A 17,568-nucleotide genomic window follows, 5' to 3' on the forward strand; every position below is an offset into this window, starting at 1 on the left:
AGGAAAAAACCTTTGCAGGATAACAATTTCATCACGCCAACTTGTAGGAGCGCGCTTACTCGCGATAGCGTCGGGACAGTCAGCTGATCAGTGCCTGAACCGGCCGCTTCGCGGGCAAGCGCGCTCCTACAGTTAGAGACGCTGACTCACAAAGGCCGCGTCCGATACACCCACACCCGCCAGACAATCAACAACACCAACAACGCGATCAGCACCACAACCAGTCCATACAGCTCGTCGTAACCGAGCAGCGGCTTTTCAACGCGCAGGTAGCCTGGCTGGGCGAGCAGCTTGCGCATGGCCTGGTTGGCCAGGTCCAGACTCACCCCACGCGTTCGCTTGGCAGGATCGTCGAAGCGGCCGTTGTCGTAATCGTTGATCGCGCCCCAGTAGTAATCGGCCAGGGCGCTGTTGCCTTGCACCGCCCACGCCTGCTTGGCGATTGACGCCTGCTGCAGCCGGGCGAAGGTTGCCGGATCCAGGCCCTCTTTACGCAGGCGCGCCAGCATCGAGCGCGTGGCAGCAACGGCCGCGTCGAGATCTTCGCGGTCCACATCGGCGTTCAGGCTGAGAAACCCGGTGTCGCCGAACACTTCGCGATCCGTCCAGGGCCCGTAGGAAAATCCCTTGTCCAGACGCAGTTCGCTGTACAGCGCCCAGTCCAGATAGGTTTTCACCAGATCCCACGTCTCATCGTGCTGTTCGCCCAGGTCAGGCTCGGGAAACAGCAGATGCAGCTTGGCGTTGTCGCCCAGCGTGCCGCGGGTCAGTACGCGTTCGGGATCGGCCTTTTCGGTGATCTGCGGCAACGGTGGGTGTTCGGTGGGGTCCACGGCATTGATCTGGCCATATGTGCGCTCCAGATACGCCGGCAACAACCGGTCCAGATCGCCGACGATAATCAGCGTCATGTTGTTGGCCGCGTACCAACCGTTATGGATATCTTCGATCTGGTCAACAGTCAGGTGATCGACGTCCGGACGTTCGGGGCATTTGAGCCCTAGCTCCATGGCCAACTGATTGCTGGCGCTGTGCCCTTGATCGCGCAGATCAAGCAGGCGCTGCAGATGGGAATGATGGCCGCCGTCTTCGTGCTCGACGATGCGTTTGGCGTTATCCAGATTCGCCTGGTTGACCTGCGTATGGGTCAGCACATTGAGCAGCAGGTCCAGCACCTTGCGCTGATTTTGCGCCGGTGCTTCGATCACGAAGGTTGTATCGGCGTTGCTGGTGAACGCATTCCAGTCACCGCCCAGCGCCTGCATCTGTTCTTCCAGACCCCCTTCCCCGCTGTCATCCACGCCGCTGAACAACAAATGTTCGAGCACATGGGGCAGTTCTTTGTCGGCACAGCTGAAGTCGTCGAAACCAATGCCCACCACCAGCCGTATCGACACGTGGCCCTTATCACCGGGCTTGAGCAACAACTGCAGCCCGTTGGGCAGCACGTAGCCCTCGACCTGAAAGCGGTCGAGTGCAGAGGACGGAAGGGATATCACCAATAAAAAAACGAGAAGCAGGCAACGCATAAAAACGGGCTTCCTTGCGGGCCGGTATGTGTAACAGACTTCAAACCGGTCGCTGCGTTCACCTTCATCAGTCCGGCGAGGTTTCGTTGAGCAGCGCGCCTGTGTCGGTGGTTTCAAGCACGGCATAGGCGCTGCTGCAAAACATGGAGTTGAGCCGCTTCATGTCTGCGATCAGTTCCAGGTGCAGCGAGCTGGTCTCGATACTCTGCACGATCTTGCGTTGCAACCTACTGACATGAGCGTGAGCCAGGCGACGTTCCTGCGCACGGAAGCGACGTTTCTCACGCAGTAACTGGCGCGCGCTTTCGGGGTCGCCACTGAGAAACACCGACAGCCCCAGTCGCAGGTTCGACATCAACTGGGCATGCAACACCGACAGCTCTTCCAGGCCGACCTCGGAAAACGACCGCTGCTGTGTCGTTTTTTGCCGCTGGACCTTGCGCAACATCCGTTCGATCAGGCCGCTGGCGAGCTCAAGGTTGATGGCCAGCTCAATGATTTCGGCCCAGCGTCGATTGTCCTGATCACTCAGGTCTTCGCGCGGCATCTGCGCCAGATAGAGCTTGATCGCGTTGTACAGCACTTCAACGTCGTCGTTCAGGCGGCGGACTTCCTGAGTCACGGCCGTCTGGTTGCCACGCAGCACTTCCTGCATGGCATTGAGCATGCTGTCGATCAAGTCGCCCATGCGCAGGGTTTCACGCACCGCATTGGCCAGCGCCAGGCTGGGGGTCGAGAGCGCCGTCAGGTCCAGGTGGCGGGGTTTGGCCTGGGGATTGGTTTCAGCCTGCTCAGGCAATATCAAGGCGCACAACCGACCCATCGGGCCGACGCTGGGCAACAGGATCAGGCAACGCAGCGAGTTGTAAATGACGTGGAAACTGATCACCAGGCTGGCAGGGCTCAGCGACAGCGTACCCATCCAGTCCACCAGCGGCGTCAGCACCGGGATGATCAGCAGCAGACCGATCAATTTGTAGAGCAGGCTGCCCAGCGCGACCTGGCGCCCCGCCACGTTCTGCATGCTGGTGCTCATGAACGCCAGCAAGCCGCTGCCGATGTTGGCGCCGATCACCAGACCGATCGCAACGGGCAGGCTGATGATCTCTGCGCCTGCCAGCGTTGCGGTGAGCAGCACGGCGGCAAGGCTGGAATAGGAAATCAGCGCGAACATGGCGCCGACCAGAGCATCAAGCAGAATGTCCCCGGTGAGCGAGGCGAACAGCACTTTCACCCCGGCCGCCTGGGTGATGGGCGCCGCCGCGCTGACGATCAGTTGCAGCGCCAGGATGATGAGGCCCAGGCCAATCCCGACACGGCCGAGCTGGCCCACGCGCGTTTGCTTGCGGGAGAGGAAGAAAATCACACCGAGAAATATCAGCAGCGGAGACAGCCACGACAGATCGAAGGTGAGGATGCGGGACATCAATGCTGTGCCGACGTCCGCTCCAAGCATGATGGCCAGCGCTGGCGTCAGCGTCATCAGGCGTTGGCCAACGAACGAGGTCACCAGCATGGCGGTGGCATTGCTGCTTTGCACCAGTGCCGTTACCAGAATCCCGGCGACGAAGGCCAACGGGCGTTTGGACATGTTCTGGCTGATGATGCGGCGCAATTGTGTGCCATAGACACGCAAAATGCCTGTCCGAACGATGTGTGTACCCCAGATCAGCAGCGCGACGGCGGATAGCAAATCGAGCAGGGTCAGCATAAGGAAAGCCCCCTGTAGGTTGCCCGTGCGGGCAATGGATTGAAGGTGAGGCGTGTTTCGAGCCAAGCGTTTTTTCAGCCGCTCAGCCTGGCTTGTAGTCGGCCTGAGGCCTAATAGCCAGCATCGCATACGGTATGACGCTTTTGAAACAAATCTGTCACAAATCAGATGTTTGATGGCGGTGACTGAACGCCATTTCTACTTGTTGGAGCGAGGCTTGCCCGCGAAGAGGGATGTCTGCACACCACAAAACTCATGCTCTGCAGAAGGCTTCGCGGGCAAGCCTCGCTCCAACATTCAAAACGAAAACGGGGCAACCAATGCCCCGTTTTTCGCAGCGCCAGACTATCAGGCAATCACTGCCCCGGAACATCCTTGCGCAGTTTCACCGGATCACTCATGGCTTTCTTCTTCGCCATCGCGGTGCGCATTTTGATGTTGATCGCCTCAACCGCCAGCGAGAACGCCATGGCGAAGTACACGTAACCTTTAGGCACATGCACGTCGAAGGCGTCGGCGATCAGCACGGTGCCCACCACGATCAGGAACGACAGCGCGAGCATCTTCAGCGAAGGGTGCTGGTCGATGAAGCGGCTGATAAAGCCCGAGCACAGCATCATCACCAGCACGGCAACGATGATGGCCGCGACCATGACCGGTACGTGAGACACCATGCCTACCGCAGTGATCACCGAATCCAGCGAGAACACGATGTCGATGATCGCGATCTGGACGATCGTGTAGATGAAGCTGCCACCCTTGCCTTTCGGCTCGTCCAGGTTCTCTTCTTCACCTTCCATGCCGTGGTAGATCTCTTGCGAGCTCTTCCACAACAGGAACAGACCACCGAAGAACAGGATCAGGTCGCGACCGGAGATGCCCTGGCCGAATACTTCAAACAGATCGGCCGTCAGTTGCATGACCCAGGTGATCGACAGCAACAGCAGAATCCGCGTGACCATGGCCAGCGCCAGGCCGAAAATCCGCGTGCGCGGCTGCATCGCCTTGGGCATGCGGCTGACCAGAATCGAAATCATGATGATGTTGTCGATGCCCAGGACAATCTCCAGGGCGGTCAGCGTAAAGAAAGCAACCCAGATCTCTGGGTTGGTCAGCCATTCCATTAGGTAATCCTTTGATCGGGTCTAATTCCCGCCGTCGGTATTCACGACGGCGAGGGAGTCATTCGCCTTACAGACTGCTGAATAGCGGGAAAATCCCCATCAGCAGCGCGGCGACCATTATGCACAGGCAGACCAGCACCGCCCACTTGAGGGTGAAGCGTTGGTGATCGCCAAACTCAATACCGGCCAGTGCCACCAGCAGGTAGGTGGACGGCACCAGCGGACTGAGCAGGTGAACCGGCTGGCCTACGATCGAGGCGCGGGCCATTTCCACCGGGCTGATCCCATAATGGGCAGCCGCTTCTGCCAGCACCGGCAGGACGCCATAATAAAATGCGTCGTTGGACATGAAGAACGTGAATGGCATGCTGACCAGCGCGGTGATGACCGCCAGATACGGTCCCAACGCATCGGGAATCACCGCCAACAGGCTTTTGGACATCGCATCGACCATGCCGGTGCCCGACAGGATACCGGTGAAAATACCGGCCGCGAAGATCAAACCGACGACTGCCAGAACGCTGCCTGCGTGAGCGGCTATGCGGTCCTTCTGCATGTCCAGGTTCGGGTAGTTGACGATCATGGCGATGCTGAACGCCACCATGAACAACACCGGCAGCGGCAACAGGCCCATGATCAGGGCGACCATCAGCGCCAGGGTCAACAGGCCGTTGAACCACAGCAGCTTGGGGCGGCGGGCCTCAGGGAATTGAGAAACGCTGAGTTCGCTGTGGTCGACTTCATCGCCTGGCAAGTGCAGTTCGCCCAGGCGGGCGCGCTCACGTTTGCCGTAGGCATAAGCGATGGCGAGGATCGCGATGACCCCTGCAAGCATGGCAGGAATCATGGGTACGAAGATGTCGGACGGGTCCACATGCAAGGCACTGGCTGCCCGTGCGGTCGGGCCGCCCCAAGGGGTCATGTTCATTACGCCGCCTGCCAGGATAATCAGGCCCGCCATGATGCGCGGGCTCATGCCCAACCGGCTGTAGAGTGGCAACATCGCCGCGACGCAGATCATGTATGTGGTCGCGCCATCGCCATCCAGCGACACCACCAACGCCAGGACGGCAGTACCCACCGAGACTTTTACCGGGTCGCCTTTGACCAGCTTGAGAATCTTGCGCACCGCGGGGTCGAACAGCCCCGAGTCGATCATCAGGGCAAAGTAGAGAATGGCGAACATCAGCATGACGCCGGTCGGCGCCAGCTTGGTGATGCCAGCGAGCATCATCGGGCCGATGTCAGACGCGAAACCGCCGAACAGGGCAAATACGATCGGCACCAGGATCAAGGCAATCAGCGCCGACAGGCGCTTGCTCATGATCAGGTACATGAACGCGACGACCATCGCGAAGCCGAGGAAAGTCAGCATAGGGAAACTCCAGGCGTAACGTGATTTGAGAAAGATGAAAAGAACGAATCAGCTCAAATGAACGGTGCGGGGAGTTCGGGTAAAGGCGGGGTTTTGCGCGAGGTATAAGCAAGCATCAGGATCACCACATTTGTTGTTGTTGACTGGGCCGGTAAACGCCAAAGGACGTGTACCTGGCTGGCCGGTCTTTTGCCGGCGGTGAGGGGATCGTAAAGTGCAAAGCTTTCAGCCAGCTTTCGAGGGCATTCCCGCTGATCGTTAATCACAATGAAGCGATTGCAGCCGCAAGCGGTCAGACCTTTACGACTTCGGAGAACAGACCATGAGCGATTTGCACACAGGCGGATGTCATTGCGGCAATCTGCGGTACGAATTCGATGCGCCACTGGCTGACATCGCGCACTGCCACTGCTCTATCTGTCGGCGCACATCAGGCGGGATTGTGATGACGTGGATTTCGGTGCCCATCACGTCGTTCAGCTGGTTGGCCGGTAGCCCTACGGCGTATGACTCCGCTCCGACGTGTGTGCGTTATTTCTGCAACAACTGCGGGGCTCAGGTAGCGCTGCTGAGTCGTAACAGCCCGGAGGAAATGGACGTCACCATCGCAACCCTCGATCACCCCGAAGATGCACCGGCCTCTCGCCACATCTGGACAGACAATCGCCTGCCGTGGCTGCATCTGGATGAGCAATTGCCGGGTGAGCCTGGGGAGACAACTCACCCTGCATGACCTGTAGGAGCGCGCTTGCCCGCGAACAAAAGTGTGTCAGACGAAAAGATGTTGCCTGACAAATATCTATCGCGGGCAAGCGCGCTCCTACAAAGGGATTAAGGCAACTCCAACCCACCCGCCGCTTTGTGCAGCGCCCGCAAATGCTCGCCCACCTGCTTGAGGTTAGTTTCGGTGGCGGCAATTTCCTTGGCTCGGTCTGGTTCCAGCAGCGCCCTCACCTCTTTGTCCAGATCGCCGGTCAGACGCTGCAGCTGCTTCTGACGTTGGCTGCTTTCGGCCTCCAGTCGCTGCCATTCGCCTTCTTGCGGCAAGCCGTAGCCGCCACTGCCCAGCAGTTCTGCGGGCCGACTGAGGAAGCCGCTATTAGCCAGAATGTCCTGCAGCGTGCCGGTAGCGTGCGCCACGCTGTTGTCCTTTTGCTCCCGCGCGCTGAGGTAACGCTGCTTCACCTCGTCCTGAGCCAGCAGCAGCTGTCGACGCAGACTCGCCTGTTCAAGCAGCAACATGGCCGCACTGGTGCGCAGGTCAGCCTGAGCGAACCACTGTGTGCGGTCTTCGGCGGGCAAGCCAAGCCAGTCTTCGACTGTGGCCTGCTTGATCGGCAGGTTTTTGCGCAGCACATCAAACATGGCCTGATAGCGGTCTCGGTACGAATCAAACCGATAACCCAGGCGCAGGGCTTCTTTCGGATTGTCCAGCACGCTGGTGTCCGCCAGGCCTCGGCCCTTCAGCACTTCAAGCAAGCCGTTGGGCAGGATGCTGTCCAGGCCCTGCAGCTTTGGATCGTTGGTGCCGCTGCGCAACAGCTTGAGGTTTTCCACTGCGCAGTTGTTCGACAAGAACCAGTAATCGCCGTCGTATGCCCAGTGCATTTCGGCGGCGTGCTGCACCAGCCCGTCGATTTCCTCACGCGACAACTTCATCGGCACCGATGCGAGGCTGCGGAACTCGGTCTTGGTGTATTCGTCGATCACCTGGCCCAACGGCAATACGAACAGGCGCGAGGGATAAGCGCCGGTCAATCCACTCCAGCTCGACAGCTGCAGGTCGTTGACGAACGCCCGGTAGGACAAAACCAGGTGTTGATCCAGATCCAGCCGGCAGTCCGGGCCGCGCGGGCGTCCGGGTTTGCAAATCACCAGGCGCAGCATCGAATGGCCCCAACGGCTTGCCAGGTTCTGGTTGGCTTCGGCCAACAGATAATCGACTTCGTACACGCGCTCGGGATCGAGTTTGCCGAGCGGTTCGCGCGCGAAGTCGTTGCCGGCGTTGAGGAATGGATAGGCCTTGGGGCATTCGTCCTTGGCTGCGGGCGCCCAGCCGAAATGCTGCTTGTAGTAATCGTAAAGCGCAGGACGTCGGCAGGCGTACGCCGGGTCGAGCAGGAAGTACTCCATGTTCACCGCGACGAATTCCAGCGGGCTGCTGATTTCATAGATGTCCGGACTGCGCGCCACTTGCCCGTTTTTCTCTTCGCGCTCCCCTCGCCGCCCGACGTACTGCGGCCAGCCGGCCAGGTCCAGCAATCTCGGATCATCGCTTAAGGTGAAGCGCCGTTCAGTCTGGCCACGGCATTTATCGGGCAGGCCAACTTTGCCCAGACTGTTCGCCCGGCGCCCGCACATGACGATCAACGAACGCTGCGCCTCCGGCCACAGGCGGGCGCGGTCATAAATATGGGTCAGCTCGTGCAGCACGGTGGCGAGCATTTCCTCGCGCACGGTGCCATGGGGGCGATTGGTCTTGGTGGTAGCGGCTGTGCCGTCGGTCAGGGTCGCCAGCAGGTTGCGATTCAAGTCCAGTTGCTGGGACGCATCGGCCTGGCCATAGGCATTGGCGGGCATGTGATCGGACCAACTGACACGGATCGTGCGATCAAGTTTGCTGACGAACAGCGGTGGCAACCTGGCCAGCGCTTCATCCAGCAGTGCCTGGCTGGCGGACTGCTCTGCTCTGCTCAAGCCTTCGGTATCCAGCGACAGACGCAGGTCGGCGAAGGCGCTGGTGCAGAACCACGAGAGCGCCGACGCCATCAGCCAGACGGCGAGTCGCCTCACAGTGCGAGAATGGCTTCGGCAAGCACCTGATCACTGGCATTGCGCGCTTCCGGCAGTCGTTCACGCAGAGTCGCGAACGCTGCGTCGAGCTGGGCACCGTGGATGTCGCCGCGTGTGGCGACGTAGCTGGCGGCATCATCTTTAGCGGCGAGGACGATTTTCGAATCGCGAATAGAGGTAGTGGTGTCGGAGGTGAAGTCGATCGTGCGGCCAAAAGCGCGGACGATGATGTTACTGGTGGCTTTCAGGGTTTGAGCCTGAGCCATGTCGGCCAGCAAGAGCAGGCCCAGGGCTGCGGCGATCAGCGGGGTACGCATGGAACGTCTCCAAAAATACAGAAGATAAGAAAAAGTGATTATTGGACGAGGATCGCCTGCGCCAGTTCAAGGTCGCTGGCACGAAGTTTTGGTTGGCTCTGACGCAGGTACGCCAATGCCGACTCCAGCTGTGCTCCCCGCCATTGGCCGTCACTGGCAAGAAACGCTGCAGCATCATCCTTGGCGGCAAGTATCAGTTTGTTATCGAAAGGTCCGGTCGTCACTTGGGTGGTGGCGAAACCGGTTTTGACCAGGCTTTGTGTGGAGACATCGAAGGCGTATGCCTGAGGTATCCAGAGCAGGCTGACGATGGTCGCAATCTGCAAGCGAGGGAATAAGGGCATAGGATTCGGGTACTGGTAAAACGAGCTGCAAGGCTAGCGCAATGCCCTGTCCAGAGCTAGTCCGAGAACAGGGCGGGTGCGGCACAAACCTGTCGGATCGCTGAATCAGATCGCCAGAATGGCCTGAGCCAATTGCGTGTCGGTGGCATTCATGTGGGGAGCGATCTCACGGATGTGCTGGAAGGCGCCTTCAAGTTGAGCGCCGCGGATATCGCCATTGGTGGCGACGAAGCTGGCCGCGTCTTCGCGGGCTGCGAGGACGATTTTGTCGTCCTTGAGTGAGGAGGAGATTTTGGAAGTGGCATTGGACGAGGCGTCCAAAGCGCGGACTACAGCGTCCGTGGTAACAACAAAGCTAGAAGCGCTGGCACTTGTAGCGGCGATCAACAATGCAGCAGCGCTCAACAGACGAAGGCGGGACATAGTAAAACTCCAGGGTAAGACAGGAAGAGCGGAACACGCGAACCTGGCGAAAGTGCCATCGCTGCGACAGATTGGGTAATCGTCGCAAGATTAGCGTAGCGAAGGGTGTAAGCACTACTCCCGTTAGCGGCCAGCCGTCTGTGTGGGCACTGAGAAGACCCTAAACAATGTCCGAAAGTCTCGGTTTTAGGGGGCTGTACTGCAATTTTATCAATAGGCCTGAACTGTACCGGTACTCGTTCTTAAGATGTTTTTGAAGGCTAAAACGACAAAACCCGTCGCAGTTTCCGGCGACGGGTTTTGTGTTAGCAATTCGGGGTGCTGGTGAGAGGCTATTCGCCTTGGACCAGCGGACGCTTATTCAGCGCCAGAACGGCTTGCTCAGCTCTTCGTAACGTTGCGATTCGCTGATACCAGCATCGGCCAGAAGACGCGAATCCAGGCGGGCCAGTTGATGGCGGCTGGAAAGGCGACGCTGCCAGAGCATCAGGTTAGCGAAAGCGCGCAGAGGCAACGAGGCTTGGGCGGTTTTTGCGGTTTCTTCGTAGAACAGATCGGAACTGACTGTACGTTCCATGATGTTTCTTCCTTCCGCTTGTGGCGGGTTTAGATAGTGACTTGATTGGTAACAATCTTCCTCTCGTTGGCTCGCGCGCTCCAGACACAGTTCACTTGTATTGTGAGGGTTCAGTTAACTGCTGTAAGGCACTGTTTTGTCCATTTTTGGGGCAACTGTACGGGTTGGCACGATAACAGTGCATTCTGTGCTCCAAATGGATGAAAAAGTGGTTCGAGGTGGTCTTGAGGACAGGTACAGCAGTACAGTTTTTGCCAGAACTGCTCTGCAGATTTCAAAATTCGACACTGTTGTTGTTTGCTGAATCAAAATTGTGTTTGCTTCGTCCGCCAGAATGCAAAAACCCTCCAGCCGATGTGCGCGCTGAAGGGTCATTTTTTTGATTTAGCGGACCCTCTATTCGACAGCCTTGACCATGTCTTCGATGACCTTTTTAGCGTCACCGAACACCATCATGGTTTTGTCGAGATAGAACAGCTCGTTATCCAGGCCAGCATAGCCGCTGGCCATCGAACGTTTATTGACGATGATGGTTTTAGCCTTGAAGGCTTCAAGGATCGGCATACCGGCAATCGGTGATTTGGGATCATTCTTCGCTGCGGGGTTAACTACGTCGTTGGCGCCCAGCACCAGCACGACGTCGGCCTGACCGAATTCGGAGTTGATGTCGTCCATCTCGAATACCTGGTCGTAAGGCACTTCGGCTTCGGCCAGCAGAACGTTCATGTGCCCTGGCATCCGTCCCGCAACCGGGTGGATCGCATACTTCACCGTCACGCCACGATGGATCAGCTTCTCCGTCAGCTCTTTGAGCGCATGTTGCGCCCGCGCCACAGCCAGTCCGTAGCCCGGCACGATGATCACGGTGTCTGCGTTGGTCAGCAGGAACGTCGCGTCATCGGCAGAGCCCGATTTGACCGGACGTGCTTCCTTGGCACCGGTTGCAGCCCCTGCGTCCGTCGCACCACCAAAGCCGCCGCCAATCACATTGAAGAACGATCGATTCATCGCCTTGCACATGATGTAGGACAGGATTGCGCCTGATGAGCCTACCAGCGAGCCCGCGATGATCAACATCGAGTTATTCAGCGAAAAGCCGATGCCGGCGGCTGCCCAGCCTGAGTAGCTGTTGAGCATCGACACGACGACCGGCATATCGGCGCCCCCGATAGGGATGATGAGCAGCACGCCGATGACGAATGCCAAGGCCAGCATCACGCTGAACGCGAACAGGCTGCCGGTGAACATGAACGTCAGGCCGAAGAACAACGTCGCCAGACCGAGGATCAGGTTCAGTTTGTGCTGACCCGGGAACTGTACCGGTGCGCCTTGGAAAAGGCGGAACTTGTACTTACCCGAGAGCTTGCCGAACGCAATGACCGATCCCGAGAACGTGATGGCACCGATGGCGGCCCCGAGGAACAGCTCCAGACGGTTACCGGCCGGGATTGGATCGCCAAGGTGGTGGACGATGCCCAGGGACTGTGGCTCTACGACGGCCGCGATGGCAATGAAGACTGCAGCGAGCCCGATCATGCTGTGCATGAAGGCCACCAGCTCCGGCATCTTGGTCATCTCGACGCGCTTGGCCATGATCGAGCCGGCAGTGCCGCCCACCAGCAGCCCGATGAGGATGTAGCCGATGCCAGCGGTGGCGCCGTCGGTGGACAGCGCCGCCAGCTTGTATACCAGGCCAATGGTGGTGACCACGGCGAGGCCCATGCCGAGCATGCCGAACAGGTTGCCGCGGCGCGAGGTGGTGGGGTGGGACAAGCCTTTAAGAGCCTGGATGAAGCAGATCGCCGACACGAGGTACAGCAGGGTGACGAGGTTCATGCTCATTACTTCGCCACCTCATTTTTTGCTTTTGGTGCTTTCTTCTTGAACATTTCCAGCATTCGCCGTGTGACCAGAAACCCGCCGAATACGTTAACTGCCGCCAGTGCCACAGCAAGCGTACCCATGGTTTTGCCCAGCGGCGTGACCGTCAGCGCAGCGGCAAGCATGGCCCCGACAATTACGATCGCGGAAATAGCGTTGGTCACGGCCATCAAAGGCGTGTGCAGCGCAGGCGTCACGTTCCAGACCACGTGGTAACCGACGTAAATCGCCAGCACGAAGATGATCAGGTTGTAGATGCCGGGTGAGATGAACTCTTCCATTGTTTTTATCCTCAGCCGTTCTTGCGGATGACTTGGCCGTCGCGGCACATCAGGCACGCGGCGACGATATCGTCTTCGAGGTTGATCTCGAACTGACCTTCAGCGGTGAAGACCAGTTTGAGGAAGTCCAGCAGGTTGCGTGCGTACAGCGCGGACGAGTCGGCCGCCACCATGGCTGGGAGGTTGGTATGGCCGACGATGGTCACGCCGTGCTCGATTACCACTTGATCGGCGACGGTCAGCGGGCAGTTGCCGCCTTGTGCTGCAGCCAGATCGATCACAACCGAGCCGGGCTTCATCTGTGACACCGTCTCCGCGCTGAGTAGCACCGGCGCCTTGCGACCGGGAATCAGTGCGGTGGTGATCACGATGTCCGCCAGTTTCGCGCGTTCATGCACCGCGACTGCCTGACGCTGCATCCAACTGGCAGGCATCGGGCGCGCGTAACCACCGACGCCGACCGCCGCCTCGCGCTCTTCGTCGGTCTCGTACGGGACATCGACAAATTTCGCACCGAGGGATTCGATTTGCTCCTTTACCGCAGGGCGTACATCGGACGCCTCGATCACCGCGCCGAGCCGCTTGGCTGTCGCAATGGCCTGCAGGCCGGCGACGCCAGCGCCCAGAATCAGTACGCGCGCGGCTTTGACAGTGCCGGCGGCGGTCATCAGCATCGGCATGAAGCGCGGATAGTGATAAGCGGCCAGCAACACCGATTTGTACCCGGCGATGTTCGCCTGCGAAGACAACACGTCGAGGCTCTGAGCGCGGGAGGTGCGCGGCGCTGCCTCAAGGGCGAATGCGGTAACGCCGCATTCGGCCATCTTGGCGATGATTTCATTATTGAAGGGGTTGAGCATGCCGACGACGATAGTGCCGTGCTTGATCAGGGTCAGTTCGCTGTCGCTCGGGGCGACGACCTTCAGAATCAGTTCAGCACCGAATGCATCGGCGGCGCTGCCTATATGGGCGCCAGCGGTTTCATAGGCACTGTCCGGGACACTAGCAGTAACGCCTGCGCCTGTTTGAACGGTCACCTTATGGCCTTGGCCGATGAGTTTCTTGATGGTTTCCGGGGTCGCTGCAACCCGCGTTTCACCGGTCTGGGTCTCGAGAGGAACACCAATGTGCACGTCAAATCTCCTGCGTGATCTTTTTATGTTCGAAAACTGGCCAGTGCGCTGCGGATGGCGCCTCTGGGGCGGCGATCACCACTCCCCGCCGGAGTCGCCGGGGCGCGGCATTTTGCAGGCGAAGCCAAGGCCCATCAAGGAATTCTGTAACTGGTCATGATATTAACTACAAGTCACCCTGTGACCGTTTGCCGCAACAAATCGCTGCAAGCCTTGAAGTTAAAGGGTCTTGGCGGTACGTGTCGTGTTTTTATAAATATTTGACTTAGCGGAGATCAACACGACAAATCCGGCTACAGGGCACGTCATGTAACGCTTATAGAGTGTTTTCGATAACGAACATGCGTGTTGTTTAAATGCGTCATATACATATATCTGTAGGGCTTTTAAGGGCTGGACTACAAGATCAATATCCAGTTTTTTCCAGTTGATTCAAGGCAGTGCGTAGTTCGCTGCCTGGATGACCAGCCAGTCGCGAAACGCTTTCAACGACGCCGACTCTACTTTGCGTTCGGGGATCATCAGGTAATAGGCCTTGATGCTCGATAGCGCGTGCTTGTTGGCTATCACCAGACGCTTTTCCGCCAGTTCGCGCTGAATCAGAAAAGGCGGAATAAGCGCCACGCCCATGTCGTGCATTGCCGCTTGCGCAAGCATGGAGAATAGCTCGTAGCGCGGCCCTGTCATGTCGCGGGGGATATTCATATCCATTGCGCTAAACCACTGACGCCACGCATAGGGGCGAGTGGTTTGCTGGAGCAAAGGCATCTCGGCCAAGTCGGCAGCAGTGAGATGACTGTGCCCTTTCAAAAGCGCGGGACTGCTGACCGGCATTGGGTTCTCGCCCATCAGCCGATGAGACTCGGTGCCGGACCAGTCAGCATCGCCAAAATAAATGGCCGCATCGAAGTCAGTATCTGCAAACAGGAATGGCCGGGTCCGATTGGTGAGGTTGATGGTGACGTCGGGGTGAGACCGCTGGAAGTCTTTGAGCCGGGGCAGCAGCCACTGGGTGCCGAAGGTCGGGACCACTGCAAGCTCTATCACGTTTGTGCCTTGGTGGCCCATCACCGAAAGCGTGTCGCGTTCGACGGCGTCCAGTTGTGTGGCGACCCGTCGGCTGTAGGACAGCCCTGCCTCTGTCAGCTTCACCCCGCGTCTTGAGCGTCGGAACAGTTCCACGTTCAGGAACGCCTCGAGGCTGCCTATCTGTCGGCAAATAGCGCTTTGGGTCAGTGAAAGCTCCATTGCGGCTTTGGTAAAGCTTTCGTGCCGGGCTGCAGCTTCGAAACTGACCAGTGCGGCGGTGCTGGGTATTTTGCGGCGCATGTACGGCGACCTCACAAGTGGGCTAGCAGATTCGCCTGTTTTATTGTTACGGAGTGAGAAATTAGCACATAGAGGTGAGTATTCGTCGTTTGCCGGGTAGGTGATCCACGCCTAGGATCAGTCCACGACATTCGCCCGCTTCAGCGAATGCACCACTCACGAGGACATTATTCATGGGCGCCAAGGCGAGCTTTAGCTGGATCGATCCGCTACTGCTGGATCAGCAACTCACCGAGGAAGAGCGCATGGTGCGTGATAGTGCCGCGCAGTTTGCACAAGGCAAGTTGGCACCTCGCGTTCTCGAAGCGTTCCGTCACGAGAAGACCGACCCCCACATTTTTCGTGAGATGGGCGAAATAGGCCTGCTGGGCGCAACCATTCCTGAGGTATACGGCGGGAGCGGCCTGAATTACGTGTGTTACGGCTTGATTGCTCGCGAGGTCGAGCGCGTTGACTCCGGCTACCGCTCGATGATGAGTGTGCAATCGTCGCTGGTCATGGTGCCCATTAACGAGTTCGGTACCGAGGCGCAGAAGCAAAAATATCTTCCCAAGCTGGCGTCAGGGGAATGGATTGGATGCTTCGGTCTGACCGAGCCGAACCATGGTTCCGATCCTGGTGCGATGATCACCCGCGCCAAAAAGGTCGAAGGTGGCTATCGCCTGTCAGGTAGCAAGATGTGGATTACCAACAGCCCTATCGCCGATGTGTTCGTTGTGTGGGGTAAAGATGACGAGGGGGACATCCGAGGTTTTGTACTGGAGAAAGGCTGGCAGGGCTTGAGCGCACCAGTCATTCACGGCAAGGTCGGTTTGCGTGCTTCGATTACTGGCGAGATCGTGATGGATAACGTGTTTGTGCCAGAAGAGAATATTTTTCCGGACGTGCGCGGCTTGAAAGGTCCCTTTACCTGCCTGAACTCTGCTCGCTACGGTATTTCCTGGGGTGCGCTGGGCGCGGCTGAGTTCTGTTGGCACATGGCGCGGCAATACACGCTTGATCGTCAACAGTTCGGACGGCCGCTGGCAGCCAACCAGTTGATCCAGAAGAAGCTCGCCGACATGCAGACCGAAATCACGCTGGCGCTGCAAGGCTGTCTGCGGTTGGGGCGCATGAAGGATGAGGGGACGGCGGCAGTCGAAATCACGTCCATCATGAAGCGCAACTCCTGCGGCAAATCCCTGGATATCGCGCGCATGGCTCGTGACATGCTCGGTGGTAACGGGATCTCAGACGAATTCGGCATCGCACGGCATCTTGTAAATCTTGAAGTCGTGAACACCTATGAGGGTACTCATGATGTTCATGCCCTGATTCTGGGTCGCGCGCAGACAGGCATTCAGGCCTTCTATTAAGGAGCTCTCATGGGCGCGCTTTCACATCTGCGTGTGCTGGATTTGTCCCGAGTCCTGGCAGGGCCCTGGGCCGGGCAAATTCTTGCGGACCTCGGGGCCGACGTGATTAAGGTCGAGCGACCAGGCAACGGCGACGATACACGTGCGTGGGGGCCGCCCTTCCTGAAGGATGCTGCTGGGGAAAATACCAGTGAGGCAGCCTATTACCTGTCTGCGAATCGGAATAAGCGGTCAGTGACCATCGACTTCACCCGGCCGGAGGGTCAGAAGCTGGTGCGCGAGCTGGTGGCGAAGTCCGACATCGTTATTGAGAACTTCAAGGTAGGCGGGCTGAAGGCGTACGGTCTCGATTACGAGTCGCTGCAGTTGGAGAATCCGAGGCTTATTTACTGTTCGATTACCGGGTTCGGCCAGACGGGTCCCTATGCCAGGCGTGCCGGCTATGACTTCATGATTCAGGGGCTGGGCGGCTTGATGAGCCTTACCGGTCGCCCTGAAGGTGAAGAGGGTGCAGGCCCTGTCAAGGTCGGGGTGGCGCTGACCGATATCCTGACGGGGCTTTATTCGACATCCGCGATTCTGGCTGCCTTGGCTCATCGTGACCAGGGGGGTGTAGGACAATACATTGATATGGCGCTGCTCGATGTGCAGGTGGCATGCCTGGCCAACCAGGCTATGAATTACCTGACCACGGGCATTGCGCCACGGCGCTTGGGTAATGCTCACCCGAACATTGTTCCTTATCAGGATTTTCCTACCGCCGACGGCGACTTCATCCTGACGGTGGGTAATGACAGTCAATTCAGAAAATTTGCCGAGGTCGCGGATCGGCCCGAGTGGGCAGACGATCCGCGATTCTCTTCTAATAGGCAGCGAGTGGCGCACCGCGCCGAGCTGATCCCTTTGATTCGCCAGGCAACGGTTTTCAAGACGACGACCGAATGGGTGAATGTGCTGGAAGCTGCCGGGGTGCCGTGCGGTCCCATCAACGATGTTGCGCAGGTGTTCGCTGATCCTCAGGTGCAGGCTCGAGGGTTGGCGATATCGCTACCCCATGCATTGGGGGGAGCGGTCCCGCAGGTGGCAAGTCCCATTCGACTGTCTGGTACGCCTGTCGAGTACAACCGCGCTCCCCCGTTGCTGGGGGAGCACACGTTGGAGGTGCTCGTCGGAGTATTGGGGCTTAAGGATGAAGACGTGACGCTTTTGCGGAATGCAGGTGTTCTGTAGCTATATATAGAAGCGTGGGGAGTGTGCATTGGACCTAAGTGTTCATTTTTTGAGCATCTCAAGATGATTAATAGTGTTTTTAATGAATACGTTAATTAAGGGTTGACGGCCCTCAGTATCTGTCTATAATTCGCCCCACTTCCGGCGCAGACGAAACGGAAAACTT

Annotated in this window: 16 protein-coding genes; 3 read left to right on the forward strand and 13 right to left on the reverse strand. The window is 58.2% G+C overall.

Annotation, left to right across the window (positions count from 1 at the left end; genetic code table 11):
- Window positions 1–146 precede the first annotated feature (146 nt).
- The 4 genes from ABQX22_RS17565 to ABQX22_RS17580 all read right to left on the reverse strand — a co-directional run bounded on the left by ABQX22_RS17565 (window position 147) and on the right by ABQX22_RS17580 (window position 5,739).
- Window positions 147–1,529: a M16 family metallopeptidase gene (locus ABQX22_RS17565; protein ID WP_349801135.1), complete on the reverse strand. Its 1,383-nt coding sequence runs from the start codon at window positions 1,527–1,529 to the stop codon at window positions 147–149.
- A 67-nt stretch (window positions 1,530–1,596) separates the two neighbouring features.
- On the reverse strand, window positions 1,597–3,240 hold the full coding sequence (locus tag ABQX22_RS17570) for a Na/Pi cotransporter family protein (protein ID WP_349801136.1): 1,644 nt from the start codon (window positions 3,238–3,240) through the stop codon (window positions 1,597–1,599).
- Window positions 3,241–3,596: 356 nt separating this feature from the next.
- On the reverse strand, window positions 3,597–4,364 hold the full coding sequence (locus tag ABQX22_RS17575) for a TerC family protein (protein ID WP_349801137.1): 768 nt from the start codon (window positions 4,362–4,364) through the stop codon (window positions 3,597–3,599).
- A gap of 67 nt (window positions 4,365–4,431) precedes the next feature.
- Window positions 4,432–5,739 (reverse strand): CitMHS family transporter, encoded by a 1,308-nt coding sequence (locus ABQX22_RS17580; protein ID WP_349801138.1) that lies wholly within the window; start codon window positions 5,737–5,739, stop codon window positions 4,432–4,434.
- 322 nt (window positions 5,740–6,061) lie between these two features.
- Between ABQX22_RS17580 and ABQX22_RS17585 the strand changes: the two genes are divergently transcribed.
- Window positions 6,062–6,472 (forward strand): GFA family protein, encoded by a 411-nt coding sequence (locus tag ABQX22_RS17585; protein WP_349801139.1) that lies wholly within the window; start codon window positions 6,062–6,064, stop codon window positions 6,470–6,472.
- Between the two features lie 98 nt (window positions 6,473–6,570).
- Here ABQX22_RS17585 and ABQX22_RS17590 read toward each other — a convergent pair whose 3' ends face one another.
- The 9 genes from ABQX22_RS17590 to ABQX22_RS17630 form a co-directional block, all read right to left on the reverse strand.
- Window positions 6,571–8,532 (reverse strand): DUF7844 domain-containing protein, encoded by a 1,962-nt coding sequence (locus ABQX22_RS17590; protein WP_349801140.1) that lies wholly within the window; start codon window positions 8,530–8,532, stop codon window positions 6,571–6,573.
- Window positions 8,529–8,849 (reverse strand): DUF2388 domain-containing protein, encoded by a 321-nt coding sequence (locus tag ABQX22_RS17595; protein ID WP_349801141.1) that lies wholly within the window; start codon window positions 8,847–8,849, stop codon window positions 8,529–8,531. The genes ABQX22_RS17590 and ABQX22_RS17595 overlap by 4 nt, the downstream gene beginning before the upstream one ends.
- Before the next feature lie 38 nt (window positions 8,850–8,887).
- Window positions 8,888–9,193: a DUF2388 domain-containing protein gene (locus ABQX22_RS17600; protein ID WP_349801142.1), complete on the reverse strand. Its 306-nt coding sequence runs from the start codon at window positions 9,191–9,193 to the stop codon at window positions 8,888–8,890.
- Window positions 9,194–9,298: 105 nt separating this feature from the next.
- A complete protein-coding gene (locus ABQX22_RS17605) occupies window positions 9,299–9,616 on the reverse strand; it encodes a DUF2388 domain-containing protein (RefSeq protein WP_349801143.1) in 318 nt (105 codons plus the stop codon).
- 361 nt (window positions 9,617–9,977) lie between these two features.
- Window positions 9,978–10,193, reverse strand: coding sequence for a DUF1127 domain-containing protein (locus tag ABQX22_RS17610; RefSeq protein WP_268798615.1), 216 nt, complete (start codon window positions 10,191–10,193; stop codon window positions 9,978–9,980).
- A 396-nt stretch (window positions 10,194–10,589) separates the two neighbouring features.
- Complete coding sequence (locus ABQX22_RS17615) at window positions 10,590–12,035, reverse strand: NAD(P)(+) transhydrogenase (Re/Si-specific) subunit beta (protein ID WP_349801144.1); 1,446 nt, start codon at window positions 12,033–12,035, stop codon at window positions 10,590–10,592.
- Window positions 12,035–12,355, reverse strand: coding sequence for an NAD(P) transhydrogenase subunit alpha (locus tag ABQX22_RS17620; RefSeq protein ID WP_349801145.1), 321 nt, complete (start codon window positions 12,353–12,355; stop codon window positions 12,035–12,037). The genes ABQX22_RS17615 and ABQX22_RS17620 overlap by 1 nt, the downstream gene beginning before the upstream one ends.
- An 11-nt stretch (window positions 12,356–12,366) precedes the next feature.
- Window positions 12,367–13,488 (reverse strand): Re/Si-specific NAD(P)(+) transhydrogenase subunit alpha, encoded by a 1,122-nt coding sequence (locus ABQX22_RS17625; RefSeq protein ID WP_349801146.1) that lies wholly within the window; start codon window positions 13,486–13,488, stop codon window positions 12,367–12,369.
- Between the two features lie 432 nt (window positions 13,489–13,920).
- On the reverse strand, window positions 13,921–14,817 hold the full coding sequence (locus tag ABQX22_RS17630) for a LysR family transcriptional regulator (protein ID WP_349801147.1): 897 nt from the start codon (window positions 14,815–14,817) through the stop codon (window positions 13,921–13,923).
- Between the two features lie 173 nt (window positions 14,818–14,990).
- Between ABQX22_RS17630 and ABQX22_RS17635 the strand changes: the two genes are divergently transcribed.
- On the forward strand, window positions 14,991–16,172 hold the full coding sequence (locus tag ABQX22_RS17635; protein WP_349801148.1) for an acyl-CoA dehydrogenase: 1,182 nt from the start codon (window positions 14,991–14,993) through the stop codon (window positions 16,170–16,172).
- A gap of 9 nt (window positions 16,173–16,181) precedes the next feature.
- The gene (locus tag ABQX22_RS17640; RefSeq protein WP_349801149.1) at window positions 16,182–17,402 is read left to right on the forward strand and encodes a CaiB/BaiF CoA transferase family protein; all 1,221 of its coding nucleotides are present in this window, start codon (window positions 16,182–16,184) and stop codon (window positions 17,400–17,402) included.
- Window positions 17,403–17,568 lie beyond the last annotated feature (166 nt).

Origin of the sequence: Xanthomonas sp. WHRI 1810A (assembly GCF_040202885.1) — a bacterium.
Taxonomy (GTDB): domain Bacteria; phylum Pseudomonadota; class Gammaproteobacteria; order Pseudomonadales; family Pseudomonadaceae; genus Aquipseudomonas.

What these genes read in the sequence shown, in the direction of transcription:
- ABQX22_RS17565 (WP_349801135.1), bottom strand. Translation starts at nt 1,529, where the DNA reads ATGCGTTGCCTGCTTCTCGTTTTTTTATTGGTGATATCCCTTCCGTCC.
- ABQX22_RS17570 (WP_349801136.1), bottom strand. Translation starts at nt 3,240, where the DNA reads ATGCTGACCCTGCTCGATTTGCTATCCGCCGTCGCGCTGCTGATCTGG.
- ABQX22_RS17575 (WP_349801137.1), bottom strand. Translation starts at nt 4,364, where the DNA reads ATGGAATGGCTGACCAACCCAGAGATCTGGGTTGCTTTCTTTACGCTG.
- ABQX22_RS17580 (WP_349801138.1), bottom strand. Translation starts at nt 5,739, where the DNA reads ATGCTGACTTTCCTCGGCTTCGCGATGGTCGTCGCGTTCATGTACCTG.
- ABQX22_RS17585 (WP_349801139.1), top strand. Translation starts at nt 6,062, where the DNA reads ATGAGCGATTTGCACACAGGCGGATGTCATTGCGGCAATCTGCGGTAC.
- ABQX22_RS17595 (WP_349801141.1), bottom strand. Translation starts at nt 8,849, where the DNA reads ATGCGTACCCCGCTGATCGCCGCAGCCCTGGGCCTGCTCTTGCTGGCC.
- ABQX22_RS17600 (WP_349801142.1), bottom strand. Translation starts at nt 9,193, where the DNA reads ATGCCCTTATTCCCTCGCTTGCAGATTGCGACCATCGTCAGCCTGCTC.
- ABQX22_RS17605 (WP_349801143.1), bottom strand. Translation starts at nt 9,616, where the DNA reads ATGTCCCGCCTTCGTCTGTTGAGCGCTGCTGCATTGTTGATCGCCGCT.
- ABQX22_RS17610 (WP_268798615.1), bottom strand. Translation starts at nt 10,193, where the DNA reads ATGGAACGTACAGTCAGTTCCGATCTGTTCTACGAAGAAACCGCAAAA.
- ABQX22_RS17615 (WP_349801144.1), bottom strand. Translation starts at nt 12,035, where the DNA reads ATGAGCATGAACCTCGTCACCCTGCTGTACCTCGTGTCGGCGATCTGC.
- ABQX22_RS17620 (WP_349801145.1), bottom strand. Translation starts at nt 12,355, where the DNA reads ATGGAAGAGTTCATCTCACCCGGCATCTACAACCTGATCATCTTCGTG.
- ABQX22_RS17630 (WP_349801147.1), bottom strand. Translation starts at nt 14,817, where the DNA reads ATGCGCCGCAAAATACCCAGCACCGCCGCACTGGTCAGTTTCGAAGCT.
- ABQX22_RS17635 (WP_349801148.1), top strand. Translation starts at nt 14,991, where the DNA reads ATGGGCGCCAAGGCGAGCTTTAGCTGGATCGATCCGCTACTGCTGGAT.
- ABQX22_RS17640 (WP_349801149.1), top strand. Translation starts at nt 16,182, where the DNA reads ATGGGCGCGCTTTCACATCTGCGTGTGCTGGATTTGTCCCGAGTCCTG.